19 protein-coding genes and 2 pseudogenes are annotated in these 20,461 nt (G+C 67.0%); 10 read left to right on the top strand and 11 right to left on the bottom strand.

Features of this window, described 5'->3' with window-relative positions; all coding sequences use genetic code 11:
• Positions 1 to 6 precede the first annotated feature (6 nt).
• The 7 genes from EHS43_RS04070 to EHS43_RS04040 all read right to left on the bottom strand — a co-directional run bounded on the left by EHS43_RS04070 (position 7) and on the right by EHS43_RS04040 (position 6,392).
• Entirely contained in the window at positions 7 to 1,509 is a 1,503-nt protein-coding gene (locus EHS43_RS04070) for an ATP/GTP-binding protein (RefSeq protein WP_260470375.1), read from the bottom strand.
• Between the two features lie 158 nt (positions 1,510 to 1,667).
• Positions 1,668 to 3,164: an SCO6880 family protein gene (locus EHS43_RS04065; RefSeq protein WP_125189134.1), complete on the bottom strand. Its 1,497-nt coding sequence runs from the start codon at positions 3,162 to 3,164 to the stop codon at positions 1,668 to 1,670.
• Between the two features lie 152 nt (positions 3,165 to 3,316).
• Positions 3,317 to 4,423, bottom strand: a complete 1,107-nt coding sequence (locus EHS43_RS04060; RefSeq protein WP_260470374.1) for a hypothetical protein — start codon at positions 4,421 to 4,423, stop codon at positions 3,317 to 3,319.
• 67 nt (positions 4,424 to 4,490) lie between these two features.
• A complete protein-coding gene (locus EHS43_RS04055; RefSeq protein WP_125189132.1) occupies positions 4,491 to 5,159 on the bottom strand; it encodes a hypothetical protein in 669 nt (222 codons plus the stop codon).
• Positions 5,160 to 5,281: 122 nt separating this feature from the next.
• Positions 5,282 to 5,599: a hypothetical protein gene (locus tag EHS43_RS04050; protein WP_125189145.1), complete on the bottom strand. Its 318-nt coding sequence runs from the start codon at positions 5,597 to 5,599 to the stop codon at positions 5,282 to 5,284.
• Positions 5,600 to 5,658: 59 nt separating this feature from the next.
• The gene (locus EHS43_RS04045; protein ID WP_125189131.1) at positions 5,659 to 5,970 is read right to left on the bottom strand and encodes a hypothetical protein; all 312 of its coding nucleotides are present in this window, start codon (positions 5,968 to 5,970) and stop codon (positions 5,659 to 5,661) included.
• Positions 5,970 to 6,392: a DUF6668 family protein gene (locus tag EHS43_RS04040; RefSeq protein ID WP_260470373.1), complete on the bottom strand. Its 423-nt coding sequence runs from the start codon at positions 6,390 to 6,392 to the stop codon at positions 5,970 to 5,972. The genes EHS43_RS04045 and EHS43_RS04040 overlap by 1 nt, the downstream gene beginning before the upstream one ends.
• Before the next feature lie 417 nt (positions 6,393 to 6,809).
• Here EHS43_RS04040 and EHS43_RS04035 point away from each other — a divergent pair, with 417 nt between their 5' ends.
• The 3 genes from EHS43_RS04035 (at position 6,810) to EHS43_RS04025 (ending at position 9,411) form a co-directional block, all read left to right on the top strand.
• Positions 6,810 to 7,598, top strand: coding sequence for a lytic transglycosylase domain-containing protein (locus EHS43_RS04035; protein ID WP_125189130.1), 789 nt, complete (start codon positions 6,810 to 6,812; stop codon positions 7,596 to 7,598).
• A gap of 42 nt (positions 7,599 to 7,640) precedes the next feature.
• Positions 7,641 to 8,579, top strand: a complete 939-nt coding sequence (locus tag EHS43_RS04030) for a hypothetical protein (RefSeq protein WP_125189129.1) — start codon at positions 7,641 to 7,643, stop codon at positions 8,577 to 8,579.
• Positions 8,580 to 8,820: 241 nt separating this feature from the next.
• Positions 8,821 to 9,411, top strand: coding sequence for a sigma-70 family RNA polymerase sigma factor (locus EHS43_RS04025; RefSeq protein WP_260470372.1), 591 nt, complete (start codon positions 8,821 to 8,823; stop codon positions 9,409 to 9,411).
• Between the two features lie 115 nt (positions 9,412 to 9,526).
• Here EHS43_RS04025 and EHS43_RS04020 read toward each other — a convergent pair whose 3' ends face one another.
• The 3 genes from EHS43_RS04020 to EHS43_RS04010 form a co-directional block, all read right to left on the bottom strand.
• Entirely contained in the window at positions 9,527 to 10,564 is a 1,038-nt protein-coding gene (locus EHS43_RS04020; RefSeq protein ID WP_125189128.1) for a hypothetical protein, read from the bottom strand.
• 71 nt (positions 10,565 to 10,635) lie between these two features.
• Positions 10,636 to 11,058: a hypothetical protein gene (locus EHS43_RS04015; RefSeq protein ID WP_125189127.1), complete on the bottom strand. Its 423-nt coding sequence runs from the start codon at positions 11,056 to 11,058 to the stop codon at positions 10,636 to 10,638.
• Positions 11,059 to 11,282: 224 nt separating this feature from the next.
• The gene (locus tag EHS43_RS04010; protein WP_185806100.1) at positions 11,283 to 12,347 is read right to left on the bottom strand and encodes an NlpC/P60 family protein; all 1,065 of its coding nucleotides are present in this window, start codon (positions 12,345 to 12,347) and stop codon (positions 11,283 to 11,285) included.
• A 134-nt stretch (positions 12,348 to 12,481) separates the two neighbouring features.
• On the opposite strand from EHS43_RS04010, the gene EHS43_RS48735 reads away from it, so the two are divergent.
• From EHS43_RS48735 to EHS43_RS03975, 7 genes and pseudogenes are all read left to right on the top strand, one after another.
• The gene (locus tag EHS43_RS48735; RefSeq protein WP_312023408.1) at positions 12,482 to 13,114 is read left to right on the top strand and encodes a DUF6668 family protein; all 633 of its coding nucleotides are present in this window, start codon (positions 12,482 to 12,484) and stop codon (positions 13,112 to 13,114) included.
• 9 nt (positions 13,115 to 13,123) lie between these two features.
• Positions 13,124 to 13,453 (top strand): hypothetical protein, encoded by a 330-nt coding sequence (locus tag EHS43_RS04000; RefSeq protein WP_221740711.1) that lies wholly within the window; start codon positions 13,124 to 13,126, stop codon positions 13,451 to 13,453.
• Positions 13,454 to 13,995: 542 nt separating this feature from the next.
• Positions 13,996 to 14,400 (top strand): hypothetical protein, encoded by a 405-nt coding sequence (locus EHS43_RS03995; protein WP_125189124.1) that lies wholly within the window; start codon positions 13,996 to 13,998, stop codon positions 14,398 to 14,400.
• Positions 14,400 to 15,758 carry a hypothetical protein gene (locus EHS43_RS03990; RefSeq protein ID WP_125189123.1) on the top strand — a complete coding sequence of 453 codons (1,359 nt, stop codon included), beginning with the start codon at positions 14,400 to 14,402 and terminating at the stop codon, positions 15,756 to 15,758. The genes EHS43_RS03995 and EHS43_RS03990 overlap by 1 nt, the downstream gene beginning before the upstream one ends.
• A complete protein-coding gene (locus EHS43_RS03985; protein ID WP_125189122.1) occupies positions 15,745 to 17,244 on the top strand; it encodes an SCO6880 family protein in 1,500 nt (499 codons plus the stop codon). The genes EHS43_RS03990 and EHS43_RS03985 overlap by 14 nt, the downstream gene beginning before the upstream one ends.
• A 108-nt stretch (positions 17,245 to 17,352) precedes the next feature.
• Positions 17,353 to 18,819 (top strand): ATP-binding protein, encoded by a 1,467-nt coding sequence (locus tag EHS43_RS03980; RefSeq protein WP_125189121.1) that lies wholly within the window; start codon positions 17,353 to 17,355, stop codon positions 18,817 to 18,819.
• Positions 18,820 to 18,909: 90 nt separating this feature from the next.
• Positions 18,910 to 19,269 (top strand): annotated as a pseudogene (locus tag EHS43_RS03975) (transposase family protein); the annotation flags it as partial.
• Between the two features lie 1,075 nt (positions 19,270 to 20,344).
• Here the strand turns inward: EHS43_RS03975 and EHS43_RS47385 are convergent.
• Positions 20,345 to 20,461, bottom strand: a pseudogene (locus EHS43_RS47385) (IS5/IS1182 family transposase); the annotation flags it as partial.

The following is a 20,461-nucleotide window of genomic DNA, read 5'->3' as shown; positions in this document are numbered from 1 at the left end:
TTGTCCTCATGCGTTCCGCCCCCTGCCCGGTGTCATCTTGGAGAGGTCGGGGATGTGCCCGTACGCGTCCTGGGACGCTGGCTTGTTCGGCGTCCAGCGCTTGTTCGTGTCGTGCAGGTGGCGTTCGGTGTCGGTGATGGCGACCTTGATCGGGATGCCGGGCCGGCCACCGACCTTGATCAGGAAGCGGCCGCGGCCGGGGGGCTCCTCGCGGTCCCCGTGGGCGGCCCAGCCCGGCGGTGACGACCAGGAGGAGACAAGGTCGATCTCCCGGCGGGACAGGCCCACGACCCGGCCCAGTTCCTCCATCTCCTGGCGCGGCAGTCCTGCCACCACGACCATGCCGGCGCGCTCGACGAAGCCGCGCGCTTTCACGCGGTCGGAGTCGGTGCCCAGCGCCTCGGCGTCCTTCAAGGTGTGTGTGATCTTGGCATCGCCCAGGCCGAGGGTGCGGTTGAGGCGGGTCAGGGCGTCGATGCGGTCCACGATGCCGGAGGCGGCGCGCAGGGGCCGCCACAACTCGTCGAGCACCGTGAAGTACCAGCGTCGGGGTGCCAGTCCGGCGTCCGCGAGAGCGTGTGAGGCGGCCACGGTGCCCAGACCGTCGGACCACGCCGCGAGCATCGCAGCTGCGGTGAGGCGGGTGTCGGCCTCCCCGATCCGGGAGATGTCCACACACACGGCGGTCGATTCGAGATTGATACGGGTCGAGGTCTCGGAGGCGAAGGTGTCGCCGAGTGGACCGTCCAGGATGCCCAGCAGTGAGCGGTGCAACGGGTCCACGGCGGTGCGGTAGCGGGCTTCGTCCCCGCGGTCCAGGGTCACCGCCCGGACCCGTTCCGGCCCTTCGACGAGGACCCGCACCAGGTCGGGCAGCAGCGGGGCGCGGCCCGGCGGTGTCCGCTCGCGCAGATGGTGCAGGGCCGCCGACAGCACGGACTGCTCGTGGTCGTCCATGGCATGGTCGCGCACGATGGTGATGAGCGCGGCGACCATGTTGAGAACACGACCGTGCGTCTCGGCGTCCAGCACCCGCCCGGCCTCGCCGCCGATACGGCGCGCGACAGCGCCCATGGCACCGGGGTCCAGGACGTTGATGCCGCCCACACCGCGCCCGATCGAGATGACCTGGCCGTTCAGGGCGCGCACGGTGTCGGCGTAGTCGGGCTTGAGGTCACCCAGTACCAGCGGCACCACACCTGTGGCGGCCAAGCCGATGAGCATGCGGTTGACCAGCGTGGATTTGCCCAGACCTGGCATGCCGAGCATGAACAGCGAGGGGTTGGAGATGTAGTGGGCGCGGGTGAACCACGACAGGGGGTCGCCGCACACGGTGGCGCCGGTGTACAGGTGCTGGCCCAGCGGCACACCGGTCATGGGCGCTCCCGAACCCGCCGCGAACGGCCACAGCCCGCACGCCTGGACGGTGGTGGCCCGCCACATCGACGGCGGGTCCATGTTGGCGACCTGTCCGCCCCCGGGGCCGTACCAGCCGCGTGAGGGGGGCATGCTCTCCTTGGGTTCGGTGGGCGTCTTACGGGTGCTCTTGCCCTTGCTCGGCCTGCTCTTTCTGGTTTTCTCGGGAGTGCCTTCGTCCTTGTACGTGAGCGGCGCGTCGTCCTCGTCCGTGTACGCGTTCTCGCGCTTGCCGCGTGTGCCCTTGGTCCTCACAGTGCTTCCTTCAGTTCACGCGGCACCAGTGTGTGCTCCCACGGCAGGATTCCCGCCGGGAGTGTGCAACTGAACGCCGCTGCCTGCATCCGGTCGGCCGGTCGCATCAGCAGACGTGCGCTCGCCAGCAGATTGCGTACCGTCACGTTCGCGTCCTCCAGTTCGGCGTCGGAGTCGACCGTCACCGTGACCATCAGGGAGAACTCCACCAGGCCGGCGCCGGTGGCCTCTTCCACCGCTGTCTGCTCGGTGGCGCGCACCTCGTTGGCGGCCCGGGCCTGGACCAGACCGCGTTTCGAGGTGGCCATGAACTGGGCGGCCCGCCGGTCGGCCTCGACGATGCGCGCCGATGTCGCCGGGTCGATGGGCCGGTACAGCAGGGCCACGCGCTTGCGCCGGGTGCCGGGCGCGTCCTCCAGCAGACCGCGCAGCACCTGGGCGCGCACAGTGCCGCGTGGCGCGACAGTGAGCATCCAGGTCCGCGACACCCCGGAGTCGTGCTGGTATGCGTTGACCTTCTCGACGGTCGCGGAGGGACCAGCGTCGTCCCAGTTCAGACCGGTGCCCCCGTGGCTGGCCCGGGCTTCGAGGACGTCCGCCGCCACGGCCGGGTCGTAGGCCACACGTATGACCTCCGCGATGCGCTCGGCTGACAGGGGAGCGGCGGTCCCACCGCCTGCGGCTACGACTCCGGTCAGCAGACCGGGAATGCGAATGGCCAGGTCGGTGAGGACGTCCTGGACGCTGCGTTTCTGGCCAGGGGTGATGCCATAGGTCAGGGCCAGGTAGGTGTGCATCTCCGAGGACGCGCTGGGGTAGCGCTGCACCACCTCCTCCATCACCGCCCGCGCGGCCGGCGGGGCATCCGGGGTGATACGTGGAAGCACTTCGGTGGCAAGCCGGGTGCCGGTGTCCGGGGCGGTCTCCACCACCACGGAAGCGCCGCGCAGATTCGGTTCGCTGGACAGCCGGGCCAGCCACTGCCCCCATGCCGCAACCCAGTTGTCCACCTGGTCGGGGTCGACCAGGGAACCACCGTCCGGTTCACAGCCGAGCACGATGGTGTACAGGTTTCGGCTGCGGTGGTGGAGCACGCCGAACGGCTGGGCGTAGGCATCCTGGCCTTCCAGGACCCTGACTCGGCTTAGCAGCCCCGGCGGGCGGAACTTGCCGCCCGGCCGTGGGGACAGCGGTCCGGCGACGTAGGTGGTCGACCCCTTGGCCTTGCGCCGGAACCACCCGAGGCGCACGGCGAACATCTGGTAGACGTTGCGCCCGTCCTGAGTGCGCACTGCCAAGGGCAGCAGGACGAACAACTGGGCGACGAGCACGACCAGCGCGAGCTTCAGTGAGGCCAGCGACACGAACAGGTCGAGAACGATCGCGCCGAAGACCGCGATGGTGCCGATGAGACCGAACGGCCCGAGACCGGGCCGTCGGGGTCTGCGCCAGTTTCCGTATGTAGGGTCAACGGCAGCGGTTTCTGTGGACATGGATGTACCTGTTTCCCTCTGTTGGGCAGAACGACGGGTGAAGGCTGATGCCTCGTCACGGCGAGGCCGGGGGAGCAGACGAGGACGCCCGCCTGCCCCCCCGGTAGGCCGAGGTGCCTATAGGAAGCTCCGCCGTACCCGACTGGCGGCGGTCAGTGACCGTGGCCGCCTTCCCGGTTGGCGCCCTCGACGCCGCTCTTGGCGACATTCGCAACGCCCTTGGCCACCTCTGCGGCCACGGCTGCGGCGGCGGTAGCGGGGTTCACCGCTGCCGCCCTGCTACGACCGGCCGAACCGGCACCTGCGGAGCTGCCTCCGAAGTGACCTGGGCCGTTGGCTCCCTCCGTGCCGCCGCCGTTCGAGCCCGAGGAGCCCTGCGATCCGGAGGATCCCGAGGGTCCCTGGGATCCGGCGGCACCGCCACTTCCGTTCCTGCCGGACGAGTCGGCCAGCGACTTCGCTCCGGAGGCGAGACCTCCGGCGACGGCCATGGTGGCGTTGCCGCTCGCGTCACCACCGAGAGCTGCGGTCGCCGGGACGACGAGTCTCAGCAATGCCGGCAGGGCGATGGCGGAGAGCAGCAGGGTGCCCATTCCCGCGATCTGTGTGTTGACGGCGTTGTCCGTACTGGCATTCTGCAAGCCGGAAGCCTGCGTGTTGATCATGACGGCGCCGGAGTAGAGCACGAGAGACACCGCGGGCTTGTACAGCAGCCAGGCGGTCATCCATCCGATGTGCTTGCGCCACCATGTGCCACCCCAGTCCGTCATCGATGCGGCGGCGGCCAGGGGCAGCGTGCCCATAAGCATGATCATCACACCGAGTCGTATCCACATCAGCAGCGCCTGGATGATGGCCGAGATGAGCAGGAGGCACCCGAGGACCAGCAGCAGCATGTCAGGGATGTTGTCGTTGCAGTCGACTCCGACCAGGATGTTGTTGAGGCTGCCCCTGAACAAGTGGTCGGAGTAGTTGTCCATCAGCGTGATGAACAAGTTGAGCACGGCGCTCGCCGCCGAGCTGACCACGACGACGCGCAGGATGCCCTTCATCGCGGTCTGGCCGGCCTCTGCTCGTCGGTCCAGAGCCATCTTGGTGGCGGCGAAGAGGATCGAGCCGAACGACAGATACACAACGATCCACTGTGTCTGCCGGTTGAGCACGTTGGAGGCGGCCTCGTTGCTCGAGCTGATGTCTCCTACAGCTTCGAAGATGCCGAAAGCGCCTACCATCACGGTCTTGGCGACGACCTTGATCATCTCGCCGACGGGGTCGTCGAACATGCCGAGGAAGTCGATGCCGCCGCTACAGCTCTTTTCGTCCATGTCACGCTCCCCAAATGACGAAGCCGCTGGGGTTCGCTCGCTGAGCCGATGTGTAGAGCGCCCCGTTGTCGGCAGCCGCCACCTTCCAGTCGCCGTCCCGCCAGCGAACGGAGACCGACGTCGACCGGTAGCCGCCCATGGGATTGGTGACGAGCAGGCGCACGGTTGCGGAGTCGTGAGAGTAGGAATCGACGGAGAAGCCCGCGAACCTGCCCATGGCGTTCTGGCTGGAGCTTGTCCCCTTGGCCCGGGCCTTGCTGGTGACGAACCTGTCGCGCGGTTCGCCGGGCACCATTTGCTGTGCGGCGACTGTGCGCCAGGCGGGACCGCTCAACTGGACGGGGATGATGTGTGCCGCCAGCGCTGCCCCGGTGGGGGTGCGGGCGAAGCACCACCACATGGCCGAGTCGGTGTGCAGCGGTCCGGCTGACGGTGACGTGGGCACCATGAGGGCAACGAGCTTCTGCCACCGAACGTCTGGCGGCGCGGCTGTCGGTGGTGTGCTGTCCCTGTCATCCGTGCGGCAGTTTTGCGGTCGGCCCCCCGGACCGCTCCGGACATGTTGCGGATCGCCGGGAGAGAGGGGGCCGACGTGGCCGGCCAGCATTTTCCTGCTGTCGTCCGCGATGTCGGTACTCGGGGTGTCATAGATGGTGGAGACCAGTGACATGGCCAGAAAGAACCCGAGGAAGACAGCCGAACTTATCCACCCTCGTTGTTTGTAGAATGGTTCGTCGGGGGGAATTCTGTTTCGTCTTGCGCCGAACATGTCGATGCCTCTCCCGCAGTCCGCTATCCGTTGCCCTTGCCGCCGGCCTCATTGAAGAAGAAGGCGATCGTGGGACCGGCGGCGGCCACGAGGATGCAGCCGCCGAGGACCATTCCGAGGCGGCTGAGGTGCTCGGAACCCTCTCCGCGCTTCACGGAAACAGCCATCATGATTCCCGTGACCATGATGCCGGCCACACCGGCGGCGGTACCGGCCCAGCCCGCGATACCCAGTACCACCTGGACCGCGTCGCCGAGCTCCTTCGGAGCCCTCCGCTGCGGGTCCGGGACGCCGGCTGCGAGCACGCGGGTCTGGCCCTTGGCGTAGAGGTTGAGCAGCATGTTCTGCATGTGGTTCTCTCTTGATCTCTTCGGAATGCATTCGGATGGACGGGGTGTTGTTATTTGAGGAGGAAGGGCTTCACGACCCATGAAATGAGCGGTCCCGCTGATACGCCGAGGACGCAGGCGCCCATGATGATGAAACCCCCTCGGTAATAGGTCGCTCCCTCGCCCATTTCGCCATGGCGCAGCCGCAAGGACATCTGTATGCCGATGATCATCAGCCCGGCGACGGCGGCAGCTGTCACGGACCAGGCGAAATACCCGAGCAATTCATCGGCCGGGGTGCCGGGGTTGAAAGAACCGTTCGGTCCGTAGTCCTCGGGCTTGAAGCTCGTCGACGTCGGGGTGGGATCGGCCGCGAAGTACATCAGGACCTCCCTGCATGCGCCAGCGGAGCCGAGACACGTCGTGCCAGGACACGCACCGACTTGGGCAGTTGGTCGACCTCTGCGCCGAGGCGCCAGGCCGGTACCCACGGAACGCGGTGGACCTCGGCCGCCGAGCGCAGCACGCGCACCCGTCGGCCCAGCGGGCGAGGCAGCTTTCCCGGTGCGTCGGCCACGAGTACGACGGCCATGAGATGCACTCCTGCGGGCTGCTCACCGTTGCGCAGCGCGTGGAGTGCCTGGGACACCGCCTGCATGCCCGCCTGGTGGGTGCGTGCCACCAGCAGGACCTGGCTGGGCTCGCCCCTGGCCGGATCGGGCCACCGGCGCCCCAAGTCCGCGCCGCCCAGCAACCGGGCGAGCGTGCTGGCGCCGGCGCCGCCGTGTGTGCTGACCCAGGCCACGCGGCCCTGCTGGCGCGATGGCGCTTGTCCTGCAGGGGCCGGGGCCCGCCGCTGCGGGGACTGCGACGGGGATGGTGACGGCCGGGCCGGTTGCGGTATGGCGTCGTGTGTGGTCGGTCCGCGGACCCACATCTGCGAGTCGGCGGACGTCGCCGAAGGCATGCCCATCCGCACTCACCCCTTCCTTGTGTTTCGCGCACTGCGACGGGCCCCGAATTGAACTGATAGGCCCCCCTGGCCGTTGCGGCGTGCGTGCCCGCAGTGCTCCTTCGGGCAGCCACTACGGGAAATCGGCTGACCTGGTTCAAGGCGCCCGGCTCCCGTGCCGGGCGGGCAGAAAGGACGTGGGGGACCGTATGGAGGAGAAGAGATGGGCAAGCGCAGTCAGGTCGCCCCGTGAGTAGCGGGCAGGAAGGGATGAGCTCTGCGGTCATCGGCGCCGGCTTGGGTGTCGGATTCCTGGGGTGTCTCTTCTTCCCCTTGCTCTTCCTGATCCTGCTCGTGGGAACGATGGTTGCCGCGGCCCTCGGATGGATCTTCTGGCCTCTCGTGCTCCTGTGCGATATCGGCATCCTGCCGTGCGACGCCGGCGACGGCGGCTCGGATCTGAACCAGGACCAGGTCACGGAGGCGTATCACAGCGACGGGCGGGGCGGGCTGAACGAGGTCACCGTGCCTTCGTCGTATCTCCCGTACATCAAGGAGGCCGGGGCGGAGTGCACGCAGATCGGTCCCCTTGCCATCGCCGGGCAGATCCAGCAGGAATCGGGGTTCAACGAGAAACTGGTCGGCCCCGACGGGGCCGAGGGCCTTTCCCAGATGCCGCCGGACAAGTTCAAGGAGTTCGGCAAGGACGACGACAGCAACGGCAAGACCTCGGCCCTGGACGCCGACGACTCGATCAGGGCGCAGGGCAGATACATGTGCTCACTGGCCAAGGAGATCGACACGCTCGTCACCAACAACGAGGTCACGGGGGACCGCCTGGATCTGACCCTGGCGGCGTATGACGCCGGCCTGGACGCAGTCAAGGCGGCGAAGGGCGTACCGGACACCCAGCAGACGCAGAGTTACATCATCGGCGTCAGGTCGTCGTTCGCCCTGTACTCCGAAAACGTCAAATTGCCGGCGCAGGAGTCATACCCCACCACGCTCAGTCCGCGGCCGACACCCAGTAGTCCGCGGCCGACACCCAGCAGCTCCTAGACACCTTGCACGATGGGCAATCAGTACAGAAGGGAATCACCCGTGGTCGGCAAGCGCATCGGCCAGGACCAGTCGGTCCCATCCATGCAGGACGGTGTGGCGCGGCGGCCGTCGTCCCCGTTCGAGATCCTCGTCAGTCACGATGGCGGCGTGATGGTCGACGGAGCACCACTGCATGTGTCGGAGGGAGAACCGGTCCATGTGGCGGTGCTCGACACGATGCACCGCCACGCCCAGACCCGGGGTGAGCTCGTGGAGGCGGTGATTCTAGACCGGCAAAGGGGCGGCGTGACACGCGTCGAGGTCGCTCCCGACGGCTCGAGCCGGATCCTGCTGCACGAGGAACTCGACGAGACGGGCCTCGGGGAACCCGGTCCCGCCCCCGGACAGTCTCCAGCCGATGCCGCGCCGAGCGGACGGCGGCCCCTCGTCGAAACTGGACGTGCACCGGTTTCCGATTCAACGGTGGCGGGTCCGCCCGCGGATACGCCGCGTCCTGAAGCCGAGGGCACGGCGGCTGTGGAAGAGGTTCCGGAGGAACTCGGCGGACTCGTCGCCCTCGTGGGCCGTTCCGTGGCCGACGGCGCGCTGGAACGAGCAGCGGCGCTCGCCTTCCGGCTGCGGGAACACACCGTGCGTACCTTCGGTCCCGAACACCGCTACACGCTGGAGGCCCACGCTCTGGAGGCATTCGTCGCCTACAGGAACGACAACCCTGTGCGCGCCATGACCATGTGCCTTGAACTCGCCCGGATCCGTCACCGGCAGGGCGACCCGAGAGCGCGCGAGGAACTGAAGCGGGCCACTGCCGCGTGGCTGCGGATCGAGGACGTTCCGTCTGCCGTCGAGCAGGGCCGGGACCTGCTCGACGTGTGCTCCGAAAGCGAGAACCAGAGCGAGCCGATGGTGGCGGACGCCACATTGCTGCAAGTCGTCAATCGCCGTATGCGCGTACTCGCCGAAGAATCGAAAACCGGATGAAGGGTGCCCGCTGAGGGGCACAGCCCAGCTCAACGAGGCACGGCGGCGGGGGAGTCATGGTGATGGCGCCCCCGCCGCAACTGTGTGCGACCAAGGGCTCAACGGGATCCATCAGTCACACGTACATCACTCGTCAACGCGACGTGGAACTCGGCTCGCAAGACTCCCACCGCATCGGGACCGCTATTCGGCCTCGATGCCTGACCTGCACCACAGGGTCACGGAACCAGGGGAGTGGACCTTGAGCCTGACAATGATCGGATCGGCTGGCGCGGACGCCGAACGTGAACGAGTGATGCGAACGCTGTACGTCGACCATGCGAGGGACCTACACACTTACGTCCTGCGCCTGCTCGGGGGCGATCAGCACAGAGCCGAGGATGTGGTCCAGGAGACGCTGCTGCGCTGCTGGCGCACCCAAAGCCTGGACGGAACCCAGTCACTGCGGCCGTGGCTCTTCCGGGTCGCCCGCAACCTTGTGATCGACGAGTACCGGCTGCGTATGGCTCGCCCGCAGGAGGTCGACGGCTCTGCCTGGCTGGATGATTTGCCGCCGAAGCGTGACGATGTCGATCTGCTGCTTTCCTCGATAATTTTGAGGAGGGCTCTCAAGGAGCTGTCGCCGGACCATCGTGAGGTCTTGTACCAGACCTACTACACCGGCAGGTCCACACGGGAAGCGGCTTTGGTGCTCGGCATACCGGCGGGCACCGTCAAGTCGCGCCTCTATCACGCGGTGCGGGCATTGCGTGTGGTCCTGGGCGTTGTCGAGACACCATTTGAAGCGGTTGATGTGAAGGCCCGGGCTTTGTGGCACTCGCCTGCGGCGTGACACTCCCGGTCCGCTAGCCGGTCGACGTTGTTGTCGAGTTGTCCGGCTGCGGGGGAGGCCGTTGTCGATGGCGGGGCCGGTTCCGTAGGGATTCTTCCCGGGACCGGCCCCGCACTCATGCTGTTGTCCGGGGTTCCTGCGCGGGACGTTCCCAGTACAGGGCTGGAGGCTGAACTCGCGCTGGTGCGGACGGGATATCTGGGGTGTTCTTCCGCAGCCCTGCTCCGCCCGGCGCACCGGTGGCTGCTTCCAGCGATGCCTGGTGTTCCAGGGCGGCGGCAAGTGCCTGACCGTCCTGTCCCGGGATCTGGTTGCGCAGGCGGACCATGGCGATGCCGGCGGACAGAGCAGAGGCCAGGTCGGTGATCTGCAGCCAGAGCGTTTCGGCGCGGGTCGCCGCGGCCTCCGCCTGTTCGGCATATCCCTGGTAGTGCCAGCGCTCGGCGACGTCGCGGAACAACTGCACACCGGCGACGGCGTCCCCGGTCAGTGCGGTAACACGTGCTCGGATCTCACGGATACGCAGGGCGTCGGGGTGGGAGACCCCGAGGACGTCCGCGGCTTGATCGTCGAGGCGCGCGGCGAGCGCACCGGCCTCGTCGACACGTCCCCCTTCGAGGAGGTCCGTGACGAGGGCGAGGGAATGGGCGTACGTTCCCGCTTCCGCCTTGATCATTCCCGTTTCGGGCCTGGCGGAGGCTGTTGCTGGACCGAGTTGACTCGAGGAGGCGGGCATTGCTTCGGCCTCGCTTGCTGCAACTGTCGCCCCACCGGTGCGGTGCGACGCAGCGTCCGTCGGATCAACCTGCTGGACGAGGGCTGAGGCGAAGGTGTCGGCGCCCTGGTCGGTCCTCGTTGGAAGGTGTGGTGCTACCGGCTCTGCAGCCTTGCTGCCCGCACGGTCATTCTTCTCCGTACGTCTCTTCGGCGGGCGGATGCGCTGTTGTTCGTCACCTGAGAGCTCTCCCACAGTTCCGTCAGGCGCGATGACCAGATGCCACACAGTGCCGTCGGCCTCTGTGGCCTTGGCCCGCACCGGCCGACCGAGCCGAGCGGCGGCCGAGGCTACCACGTCGATGGCCGAGGCGCGGTCCGGATGCTTGGCTTCGGGCACCAGTGGGCCGGAGGCATCCACGTGGCCGCCGTCGTGCACGGTCAGGGCGTAGAGAGGCCACGCCGGCAGTTCGTGGCTCGTATATGTCGTATGCATGGATTCCCTCCGGGCTACAGGACGGTGACGTCGTCGACACGCCAGGTCTTGTCGGTTGCCGTGCGGGTGAGGTGCACATACGCGATGACGGTGGTGGGCTTGGCGGACCACCCGTCGCGACCGGACGGGGTTGTGGTGACCGTCCACTGCCGCCACGCCTCGGTGTCCGTGTCCGCGGGCCTGGCGGCGTCCTCGGTCTTTTGCAACGTGACAATGGTGTAGGCGCGATGACTGGCCCACTCGTTCCACTGGGCGCCGGGAGCCGAGCGTGGCCGGTAGGCGCGCAGCCGGGCCGCGTATGCCTTGGTCAGCCAGCCGGCGTCTGCGGCACGGACACTGGCGTCGTGCGGGCCGTGGTCGATGGCTGAGTCAAACGTCCACATCACCGTGAGCGTGCCCCGGGCGACCGCGTCGGCCTGCCTTTGGTCGATGTCCACGGGCCGCGGGACGCCTCCTTTCGGAGTGCCCTTGGAACCGACGGGAAAGGGCTCGCCCTCGCGAGGGGTGGCCGGGGCCGGGTAAGGGCCCGTCCCGGCCGCAGCGGAAGCCGACGGATGAACCGCCGCGTCCTGCTTGCTGCCGGAGCCGCATCCGGCTGCCAGGAGGACGCAGGCAAGCACTGCCGTGACCACAGCGGTGGCTTTCCCTGTGCTGGGAATGGTCATCCGAATCGCCGCACCTTCTGGGGCCTGGTGGCGTAGTAGGGATCGTCGAGATTGCTGATCTTGACCACGTCGCCGGTCTTCGGCGCGTGGAGGAACTGCTTGTTACCGATGTAGATGCCGATGTGGTCGTAGCTGCCGTGCAGGTTGAAGCCGATCACATCACCGGGCCGCATCTGGGAGGGCTGCACCTCACGACCTGCGGTGACCTGGCGTTGCGAGACACGAGGCAAGAGCAGTTTGCCGTCGGCGGCGTGGTAGACCGCGTACTGGACGAGACTTGAGCAGTCGAACCCGACGGTGTTCGCTCCCTGCGCGAATCCTCGCCCGGGGCCCTCCGGTCCGCCGCCGCCCCATGAATAGGGGGTGCCGAGCCATTTCCTGGCGTTCGCCACAACCCGGTCCCCGAACTTGCCGCCTGACGCCACCTGTTCACTTTGTCCGGCCTGTTCGGGACCGGTGAACTCGACCATCGATGTGATGATTTTGGTGACGTAGGACTGCGTTTCCGGGAACGGGGGTATGCCGCCGAACCTCTCGACCGCGTTGGGGCCCGCGTTGTAGGCGGCGAGCATCAGCCGGGTGAGGTCGCCTTCGATGTTCATCTTCTTGATCATTCCGGCGAGCCAGCAGTCGTAGCGCGCCTGGGTCATGATGGCGTCGCCCGGCGTGAACGGGTCCGCCACGCCGTCGGGGTCCGGGGCGCCGTTCTTACCGGCGGCGTCCACCCCCCACGTAGCCCAGGTGCCGGGTATGAATTGGCTCAGTCCCTGGGCGCGGGCTGGACTGACCACGGTGGGATCCCAGTTGGATTCTGCCTGGATCTGTGCGGCCACCAGTGGAGCGCTGACCTCCTCGCACTGTCTTCCGGCGAGCTCGATCCAGGACCCGAACTCGGGTGGAACACGCTTGATGTCGAGCGTGGTGGCGAACCCGACGGGGGCGCGGCTCTGGTCCTCGTCCACGGCGCTCACCACGGTCAGGCCGACTAGGGAGCCGAGCAGGCCCAGGACGGCGCAGACCACCACCAATGTCGTTGATTGTTGCTGCGCTTGACCGGTCATCTGCCACTCCTCAACAGACCTGGGATCCGAAGGCCATGTGTTCCGGAGGGGCCTCAACGTGCCTTGGGAATTCCTGTGTCTGAAAAATTGGTACTTGCCATACTTTGTCAACTTGTGCGTATTATCAGTGCGTTGTGTTGACATTCGAAGGAGTCGCCGTGACAGGGGATGCGCCGGTTGTCAATCCCTGGCTGCCGCAACCGCGCCCTTCCGGGGGCACCAACGAGAAACCTCGGCGATCGGTTCAGGACCGGTCGGCAGGCCTCACGGGGCCCGGGGCACCTCAAGGCGCCGGAGTGCCCCGACCTCAGCGGGCGCTGCCAGTCGCCCGGCAACTGGACACAGATGACGGTTGGTGGTGGCTCGGTGTGCACGGCGGCGCGGGTGTCACCACGCTGGAGCAGGCCGTGCCCGGCGGTAGGGACGCGGGCCGCGCTTGGCCCGTGGCTGAACAGCCACAACCAGTCGTGCTCGTCGCCCGCTCCAGCGCGAACGGCATCGCAGCCGCGCAGAACGCCATACAGCAATGGGCCTCGGGCATGGTCGCCGGCGTCGACCTGCTCGGCCTGGTCGTCGTGGCCGACGCTCCAGGCCGACGCCCTCGTGTTCTGCAGGACCTCGTGCGATTGGTATCCGGCGCCGTTCCCCGTCTCTGGGAGATTCCGTGGATGGAGCCCTGGCGGCTCGGCCAACCGCCCGCGGAGAACCTGCCCAAGCAGTGCGCGCCGTTGGTGCGCGACCTCACCCGACTCACACAACCCCTGTAGGGAGATACGTTGTCCAGCTTGCTGGCGGCCGCTTGGGACGCCTCACCGCACATATCCGCTGTTGTTGACCTCGCCGCGGCGCCCTCAGGACCCACAGGTGTGCCGGACGTCGGTGGGGGAGAGGCGCCTCCCGGCGCCGACGATCTGCTGAAAGTTCTCAAGTGGGTCGCCTGGAGCGTCACCGCCCTGTGCGTGGCGGGCATTTTCGGCGTCGCCGCGAGGATGGCGGTCGACCATTCCCGTGGAAGCGGCCGCGAGCACGTCAGGGGACTCGGCTTCGTACTGGGTGCATGCCTGCTCATCGGTTCCGCCTCCGGCATCGTCGGCGCACTCGTCTAGGCCAGACTCCGGCGATCGGTCAATCCCGTACGGAACCGGTCGAGTTCTGCGTGCAGCCAGGCAACAGCAGGTCATCACCTGCTTGTGTGCGGCGAACGAACCGCGTACCCAGTGGTGCCTCTTGGCGCCTGGTATCGGTCGGGCCGACTGACTGCCCGTCACTGACAACCCATGAGGATGAGGTAGGCAATATGGCAGAGCCCGGCAACCGGGCCGCAGGAGACGAGCCGCGCAGTCCGTGGCTGCGAGGCGGCTTCGTCCTCGCCGCCGCGTTCATCGGCTTCATCGCCGTCATTGGGGCAGTGCTCGGCGTCACTTCGAACACCTCCGGGGAGAAGGACTCCACCGGGACGCAAACACCTCCCGCAGGCGTCACCGCCGGCCCGTCGTCGTCCGCCGACACAGGAGCTGCATGTCCTGAACTGGCCGACACCAGACAGGACCTTCCCACTTCCGCTCCTGCGGACGTGACCTGGACCTTGTACGACACTGTCGCTCTTCCGTCCTCGAAGGAGGCGGGGCCAGCCTTGGCGGGGAGAGACATGGCGCGCTGCTATGCCCACACTCCCGTCGGCGCCCTGTTGGCCACCAGCCAGATCAGCGTGCGCTACCTGGCTGCGGACGACTGGCTGAAGGTGACCCGCACCCAGACCGTGGGGGCGGGACGCGACACCTATATTGCCGACCGAACCAAGTCCGAGCAGACGGCTCCTCCGGACGCAGGCGGCAGCGTGCACGGACAGATCGCCGGATTCAGGTTCGTCACCTACAACGACACCACCGCGGTGATCCAGACCGTTTGGCGGTTCCCGGACGGCAGGATGCAGGCTGCCACCACAACCATGCTGTGGCAGGACGGCGACTGGCGGCTGGAGTTCCCAGCCGACCCGCCGGACCCCACCCCGGTCGACTCCCTCGCCGGTTACACCTCGTGGGGAGGTGTGTGATGGCGGGCTGTGACTTCGGCTGGGTACTTCCCACCGTCGGTGGCTACTGCGTGGGGGACGGGGCCGGGACGGCCCCGAAGGACCTGGGCGGCAGCGGCTTCGACGACATAGCCGAGAGCGCGGCACAGGCCGCGAGCACCACCGTTAAAGCCATCGGCAGCGCCTGGTTGAACCTTGGCAGCCCAAACCTGAGTGACGACGGTGGCCCGGTGGCGTTCCTGCGCGGTGCCACGCTCTGGTTCACCACGTTCACCGCCGTGCTGTGCCTGCTGATAGCAGCCGGGCACCTTGCTTGGCAGCGGCGCAGCGAACCCGGACGGCAGGCTCTTCAGGGGCTGCTCAACCTGGTGGTTGTCTCCGCGGCTGGCGTCGCCACGGTCAATCTGCTGGCCGAGGCGGGAGACAAGTTCAGCGTCTGGATCATCGACAAGTCCACCGGCTGCCGGGAAATCAGTGCCACCGGCGACCCAGTGGCGAGCTGCGTGGCGGAGTTCGACAAACGGACCTCGGCCATGCTGGCATTGGGCAACACGGACTCGTCATTCCTCGTCCTGGTCATGGCCGTGCTGGTGATAGCAGGCAGCGTGGCGCAGATTGCCCTGATGATCGTACGCATGGCCATGCTGGTGATTCTCACCGGCACGCTGCCGCTCTCGGCGGCGGCCAGCTCCACCGCTACCGGCCGGCTCTGGTTCCGCCGGACCGTCGGCTGGCTGATTGCCTTCGTGCTGTACAAGCCAGCCGCAGCCATCGTGTACGCAGCTGCGTTCTCGATGACCGATCAGACCAAAGGAAACGACATCGTCTCCATGGTCTCCGGAGTTGTCCTGATCGTCTTGGCCTGCTTCACCCTTCCGGCGCTGATGAGGTTCGCGGCCCCTGTCGTACACGCGGCGGCATCTGGGACGGGCCGTGCGGCGCAGGCTGCCGTCGGCGGCGGCTCTGGCGGCAGTCCCGGCGGCACGGCCGGGGCCGTCGGGGCGCTGTCCGTTCCGCACCTGCGCGGCCCCGCCGCTGGCCGGTCGGTGTCTGGAGCCGCCGTCAACCTGGACAGAACAGGGATCAGCGGTGCGCGGGGTGCCGCTGGCACCGTAGCGGGCGGACCGGGAACAAGCGGAGCGAAGATCACCCCTGGCGAGGCGGCGAACGGCCCGGCGCTCTTGCGGGACGCCAACGTGCCCCGTGAAGCAACAGCCAAGGAGGGGACCGAGGAAATCGCTCGGCCGGCACAGGCAACGGACCCAGAGAACGTGGGAGAGACGCAGCCCGAGCACCGACGGGAAGCGGTCCCTGTCGCGCTGTCGGCCCGGCACCAAACCGACGACGATCAGCAGGAGGAGCCTCATGACATCCACTGACGCTACCCACCCCCGCACGTACGGCAACTTCCGCAAGCCCCGCACCTCAGGCCTGCGAGGTCTGTCCCTCGGGGCCACCCTGCTGCTGTTCGCCGGGCTGATCGCCGTCGTCCTGGCCACCTTGATCTCCTTGTGGGCCGCACTGGCCCTGGGAACAGTGCTGGTGGTGGTGCTGGCTCCGTTGGCGCTGCGCGACCGGCACGGACGCACCCTGATGCAGCGGGGCGCGATCCGTCTGGCCTGGCGGCGCACCACCACTTCCGGCGGTCATCTGTACCGCTCGGGTCCCACAGGCAGGGCCGGCTTCGGTACCTGCCAACTGCCGGGCCTGGCTGCGGAGTCCACATTGACAGAGGCGCAGGACGGCTATGGACGCCCGTTTGCCGTGATCACGATCCCGGCGACTGGCCATCACACCGTCGTCATCTCGTGCGACGCCGACGGAGCCGCCCTCGTCGACGAGCAGCAGGTCGACATCTGGGTGGCCCACTGGGGGCAGTGGCTGTCCGCCCTGGGCGCCGAGCCCGGCCTCGTCGCAGCAAGCGTGACTGTCGAAACCGCCCCCGACTCCGGAGTCCGGCTCCAGCAGGAGATTGCGGCCAACGTCGTGGACGACTCTCCCGACCTGGCAAGGTCGATGTTGCAGGAGGTACTGGCCCTCTATCCCGCGGGTTCGGCGCAGATCGCCACCCGGATCGCACTGACGTACTCCGGCGCGGCCCGCGAGGGGGCGCCCCGTCGCAGCGCCGAGGACATGGCACTGCACATCGGCACCCGACTGCCAGGACTGACCGCCGGGCTGTCCATGACCGGCGCCGGCACGGCCGTACCGATGACCGCTACCGAGCTCGCTGAGGCCGTGCGTGTGGCCTATGACCCGACCGTGGCGCCGCTGGTCGAGGAGTCCAGTGCCTCTGGCGGAAGCGGGTTGACCTGGGACCAGGCCGGGCCCATGGCGGCCCAGGAGGCATGGGACCACTACCGGCACGACGGAGTGCTCAGCGTGACCTGGGCCATGACAGAGGCACCACAGGGCGAGGTCTTCTCCAACGTTCTGACCGGACTGGTGCAGCCCAACCGGGACATCGCCCGCAAGCGGGTCACGCTGCTGTACCGTCCGCACACCCGGGCCGAGGGAGCTCGAGTCGTCCAACAGGACTACAAGAACGCCTTGTTCAACGCACAGCAGTCACAGATCGGCCAGGCACGCGACGACGCGGAGCTGGCCGCAGCGCGCAAGACGACGGAAGAACAGGCCCAAGGACACGGAGTGATCCGTTTCGGCCTGCTGATCACGGCGACAGTCAACTCCGCGGACGCACTGGCCACAGCAGCCGCGGCTATCGACAACCTGGCGCCCGCCGCCCGCATCGCGGTACGGCCGGTCTACGGCTCACAGGCGGCGGCGTTCGCCGCCGCACTGCCGCTGGGTCTCGTGCTCCCGCTGCACACTGCACTGCCGCAGACGGTACGGGACTCGATGTAGGGCCCGCAAAGTGCAGCACGGGTACGCAAGGACCGGCCCAATCGGTCCTTGACCGGCAGTCTGGCGCGACTGGATCCAGACCACTCAACCTTGGAAAAGGGAACTCCGATGGCACGCAAGACCAGGGAACGCCGCCAACAGCAGCCCACCTCCCGTGGCTGGCCCGGCCCTGGCGGCGGAATGGTCGGCTATGTTGAACCCGCCCCGGAATGGCGCGGAACCTCGGTGCAGGTGTGCGGGCTGTGGCCGTTCGGCGCCGGCGCTGGGACCCCCATGGTCGGAGTGCCGTTGGGCCGCGACCTCGATTCCGGCGCCACTGTGTGCTGTGACCCGATCTCATGGTTCACACGTACATCCCTGCTGGCCAACCCCTCAATGTTCGTCCTGGGCCGCCCAGGACTCGGTAAATCGACGGTCATACGGCGGATGGCGCTGGGCCTGTCCGGTTACGGTGTCCACCCCTTGATCTTCGGTGACCTCAAACCCGATTACGTGGACCTGATTGAGGCGATCGGTGGCCAGGTCATCAGCTTGGGCAGGGGGCGCGGCAGCCTCAATGTCCTGGACCCGGGCGCATCGATCGAGGCCGCAGCACGACTCACCGGCGACGCACGTCAGCGGCTGCTCGCCGATATTCACGGCCGCCGCCTCCACATGGTCTCCGCGCTGGTGACGATCCTGCGCTCGGCACCGCCGACCGATCGAGAGGAGACGATCATCTCGGCGGCCCTCAAAGTCCTCGACGATCGGTACGCCTCGGGCTCAGGCGGAATACCGGTGCTGGGCGACCTGGTCCAGGTCATCAAGGAGGCCCCGGCGGCGGTGCGGTCGGTCGCCCTCGACCGCGGAGACATCACCCGCTACCGGGACATCACTGAGAACCTGGAGGCGTCGCTGACCGCGCTGCTGGGCGACGGCAGGCTGGGCGGCACCTTTGCCAAACCGACCACGCAGGCGATGAAGCTGGACCGGCCAGTCTGCTTCGACATCAGCGGCATCGACGACAGCGAGGTCCTGCTCCAGGCGGCAGCGTTGCTGTCCTGCTGGTCATACGGCTTCGGCGCGGTTTCCGCGGCACATGCCCTGGCGGATGCTGGACTGGAGCCACAGCGCAACTATTTCCTTGTCATGGACGAGCTGTGGCGTGTTCTGCAGGCCGGCCAAGGACTCGTCGACCGGGTCAACGCGCTCACCCGCCTGGACCGGCAACGCGGAGTGGGCCTGGCGATGATCACTCACAGCCTTGACGACCTGCTCGCACTGTCCACCCAGGAGGACCGCACCAAGGCCAAGGGTTTCGTCGAACGCGCGGGCATGGTGATCTGTGCGGGCCTGCCCCCAGCCGAGATGCCGCAACTTGCACAGATCGTCGAACTGACGGAGCCGGAGAAACGACTCCTGGTGGACTGGTCCACACCACCCGCGTGGGACGGCGCGGCCGGCCGCCGCTCCACCCCGCCCGGCCTCGGCAACTTCCTGATCAAGGTGGGAAACCGCCCAGGAATCCCCCTGCACGTGAACCTGACCGCGGCGGAGCTGGAGGTCAACAACACGAACAAGCGGTGGAACAAGTAGGGAACGGATGACGAGTTGGTGCGGGGACTGTCCAATCAACGGCCCTGTCTCACATCCGGTGGTGACGCAGAGTGCTGAGGTGTCGTTGGTATCCATGTGAAGAATGTCAACGAGCCTGTGCAGACGGTGTTTTCACGACTGTCCCCACTGGTCATGGAGGATGTGGTCGACGAGGGGGAGCGAGTCGTGGTGCGGGCCCGGACGCCGCTGGACACTGCGGCCTGCCTGGTGTGCGGGGTGTCGTCGGGGCGCGTGCACGGCTATCACTGGCGGACGGTGGCCGACGTTCCGGTCGACGGCCGGCGGGTGGTGGTCCGTGTGCGAGTGCGACGTCTGGTGTGCCCCACCCGCGGCTGCCGACATACCTTCCGCGAGCAGGTGCCCGGAGTCCTGGCCCGATACCAGCGACGCACTACCCGCCTGATCAGGCAAGTAAAGGCGGTGGTCAAGGCAGGCCATGAACCTGATGCCAGCGTTCCAGGGTGGTCTGACCGCCATGTTGTGTAGACCGTTATTGAGGGGCTCATTTCGCGGCACTGAACGACTCGTAGGGGGTCCGCCGTTGGCGGACCCCCTCAAGGGGGTTCGGGCAAGTTACGCCAAACACTCGGCGCCTACGAGCGGATGCTCACCGCCCCGACCTTCGGGCGCCTCGATTGCTGCTCTGCTGGTTATATGGAGGTGTACCGGGCCCAGTTGTGTTGCGGGAACGCTGTCGTTCTGATTGATTCCCGGACTGTTGGGCGGGCCGTTCTGGGCCCGCAGCGTGACGTGCCACGTTAGGGTTACCGGGTTGGTATGCGGGGGGTTGTTCCAGTGGGATATAGGCGGGCGGCAGGGTGGGAGCTTGCCAGGGTGTAGGGTCCTGCGGCTGGCGGTCCTGAATATACTCCGGAAGTGAATTCTCGTGAGCGGCCGGGGTGTTGTCTCGCAGTGATCTTGCCCATGCCGCATCACGCGCATGATCAAGGCCAACCGCGGCCTCGATCCTGGTCTCATATAGACCTGCGGAAAATGCAGCCTCAACATCCTCTCGGAATCCAGGGGTGCGATCGTGGCCGACTCGTGCAACTTCCACCTCGTAGAGGGCGTCCTGCACAGTCAACCCGCGATCCACGTGCCGAATTATTTCGTCCTTGCCTGATACGATGTCATCCCGCATGTCCGGGAACTGGGCGAGAAGCGTCTTCAGGCGAGGATCCTGTAAATTGTCAGCATCATAGCGCTGTCCAGCCTCGAAAATTGCGTTGCCGACACCCATCTGCGGGATCAGCGCCACAATCTCATCATGCCTTCCGCGGGCAACCGTTTGATACCTGGTCAATAGTCCTTCTGCCTCCGTGCGCCCTAGTTCGCCATCCTCAATCAGTGTCCGAGTCTCCTCTGTAAAACTGTCAAGAAATTCTTGAATTCGGGGATCAGTGCCTTCGGGCGCAGGCATAATCTCTCCTGGAGTCGATGTGCAGATGAATTTCTGTCAGGTATAGAAACGTCTCGCTCCCGAGAACGGTTCAATGAGCCTCTTTCATCCTGAATAGTCGCAGGTCATGAGTGTGTGGATGGCTTGGACGGTGCGGCTGATGCGGCGGGTGGAGGAACGTGCTCTGCGCATGATGCGCCAGGACTTGAGCCGGGCGAAGGC

This window comes from Streptomyces sp. RP5T, from assembly GCF_003933965.1.
In the GTDB taxonomy this organism is placed as follows: Bacteria; Actinomycetota; Actinomycetes; order Streptomycetales; family Streptomycetaceae; genus Streptomyces.
This window is presented reverse-complemented; position numbering and strand designations above follow the sequence as displayed.

Excerpts from the sequence above, each read along its gene's own strand:
- EHS43_RS04070 (WP_260470375.1), bottom strand. The coding sequence starts at position 1,509 with ATGCCCCCCTCACGCGGCTGGTACGGCCCCGGGGGCGGACAGGTCGCC.
- EHS43_RS04065 (WP_125189134.1), bottom strand. The coding sequence starts at position 3,164 with ATGTCCACAGAAACCGCTGCCGTTGACCCTACATACGGAAACTGGCGC.
- EHS43_RS04060 (WP_260470374.1), bottom strand. The coding sequence starts at position 4,423 with ATGATCAAGGTCGTCGCCAAGACCGTGATGGTAGGCGCTTTCGGCATC.
- EHS43_RS04055 (WP_125189132.1), bottom strand. The coding sequence starts at position 5,159 with ATGTCACTGGTCTCCACCATCTATGACACCCCGAGTACCGACATCGCG.
- EHS43_RS04050 (WP_125189145.1), bottom strand. The coding sequence starts at position 5,599 with ATGCTGCTCAACCTCTACGCCAAGGGCCAGACCCGCGTGCTCGCAGCC.
- EHS43_RS04045 (WP_125189131.1), bottom strand. The coding sequence starts at position 5,970 with ATGTACTTCGCGGCCGATCCCACCCCGACGTCGACGAGCTTCAAGCCC.
- EHS43_RS04035 (WP_125189130.1), top strand. The coding sequence starts at position 6,810 with ATGAGCTCTGCGGTCATCGGCGCCGGCTTGGGTGTCGGATTCCTGGGG.
- EHS43_RS04010 (WP_185806100.1), bottom strand. The coding sequence starts at position 12,347 with ATGACCGGTCAAGCGCAGCAACAATCAACGACATTGGTGGTGGTCTGC.
- EHS43_RS03995 (WP_125189124.1), top strand. The coding sequence starts at position 13,996 with ATGGCGCGCTGCTATGCCCACACTCCCGTCGGCGCCCTGTTGGCCACC.
- EHS43_RS03990 (WP_125189123.1), top strand. The coding sequence starts at position 14,400 with ATGGCGGGCTGTGACTTCGGCTGGGTACTTCCCACCGTCGGTGGCTAC.
- EHS43_RS03985 (WP_125189122.1), top strand. The coding sequence starts at position 15,745 with ATGACATCCACTGACGCTACCCACCCCCGCACGTACGGCAACTTCCGC.
- EHS43_RS03980 (WP_125189121.1), top strand. The coding sequence starts at position 17,353 with ATGGCACGCAAGACCAGGGAACGCCGCCAACAGCAGCCCACCTCCCGT.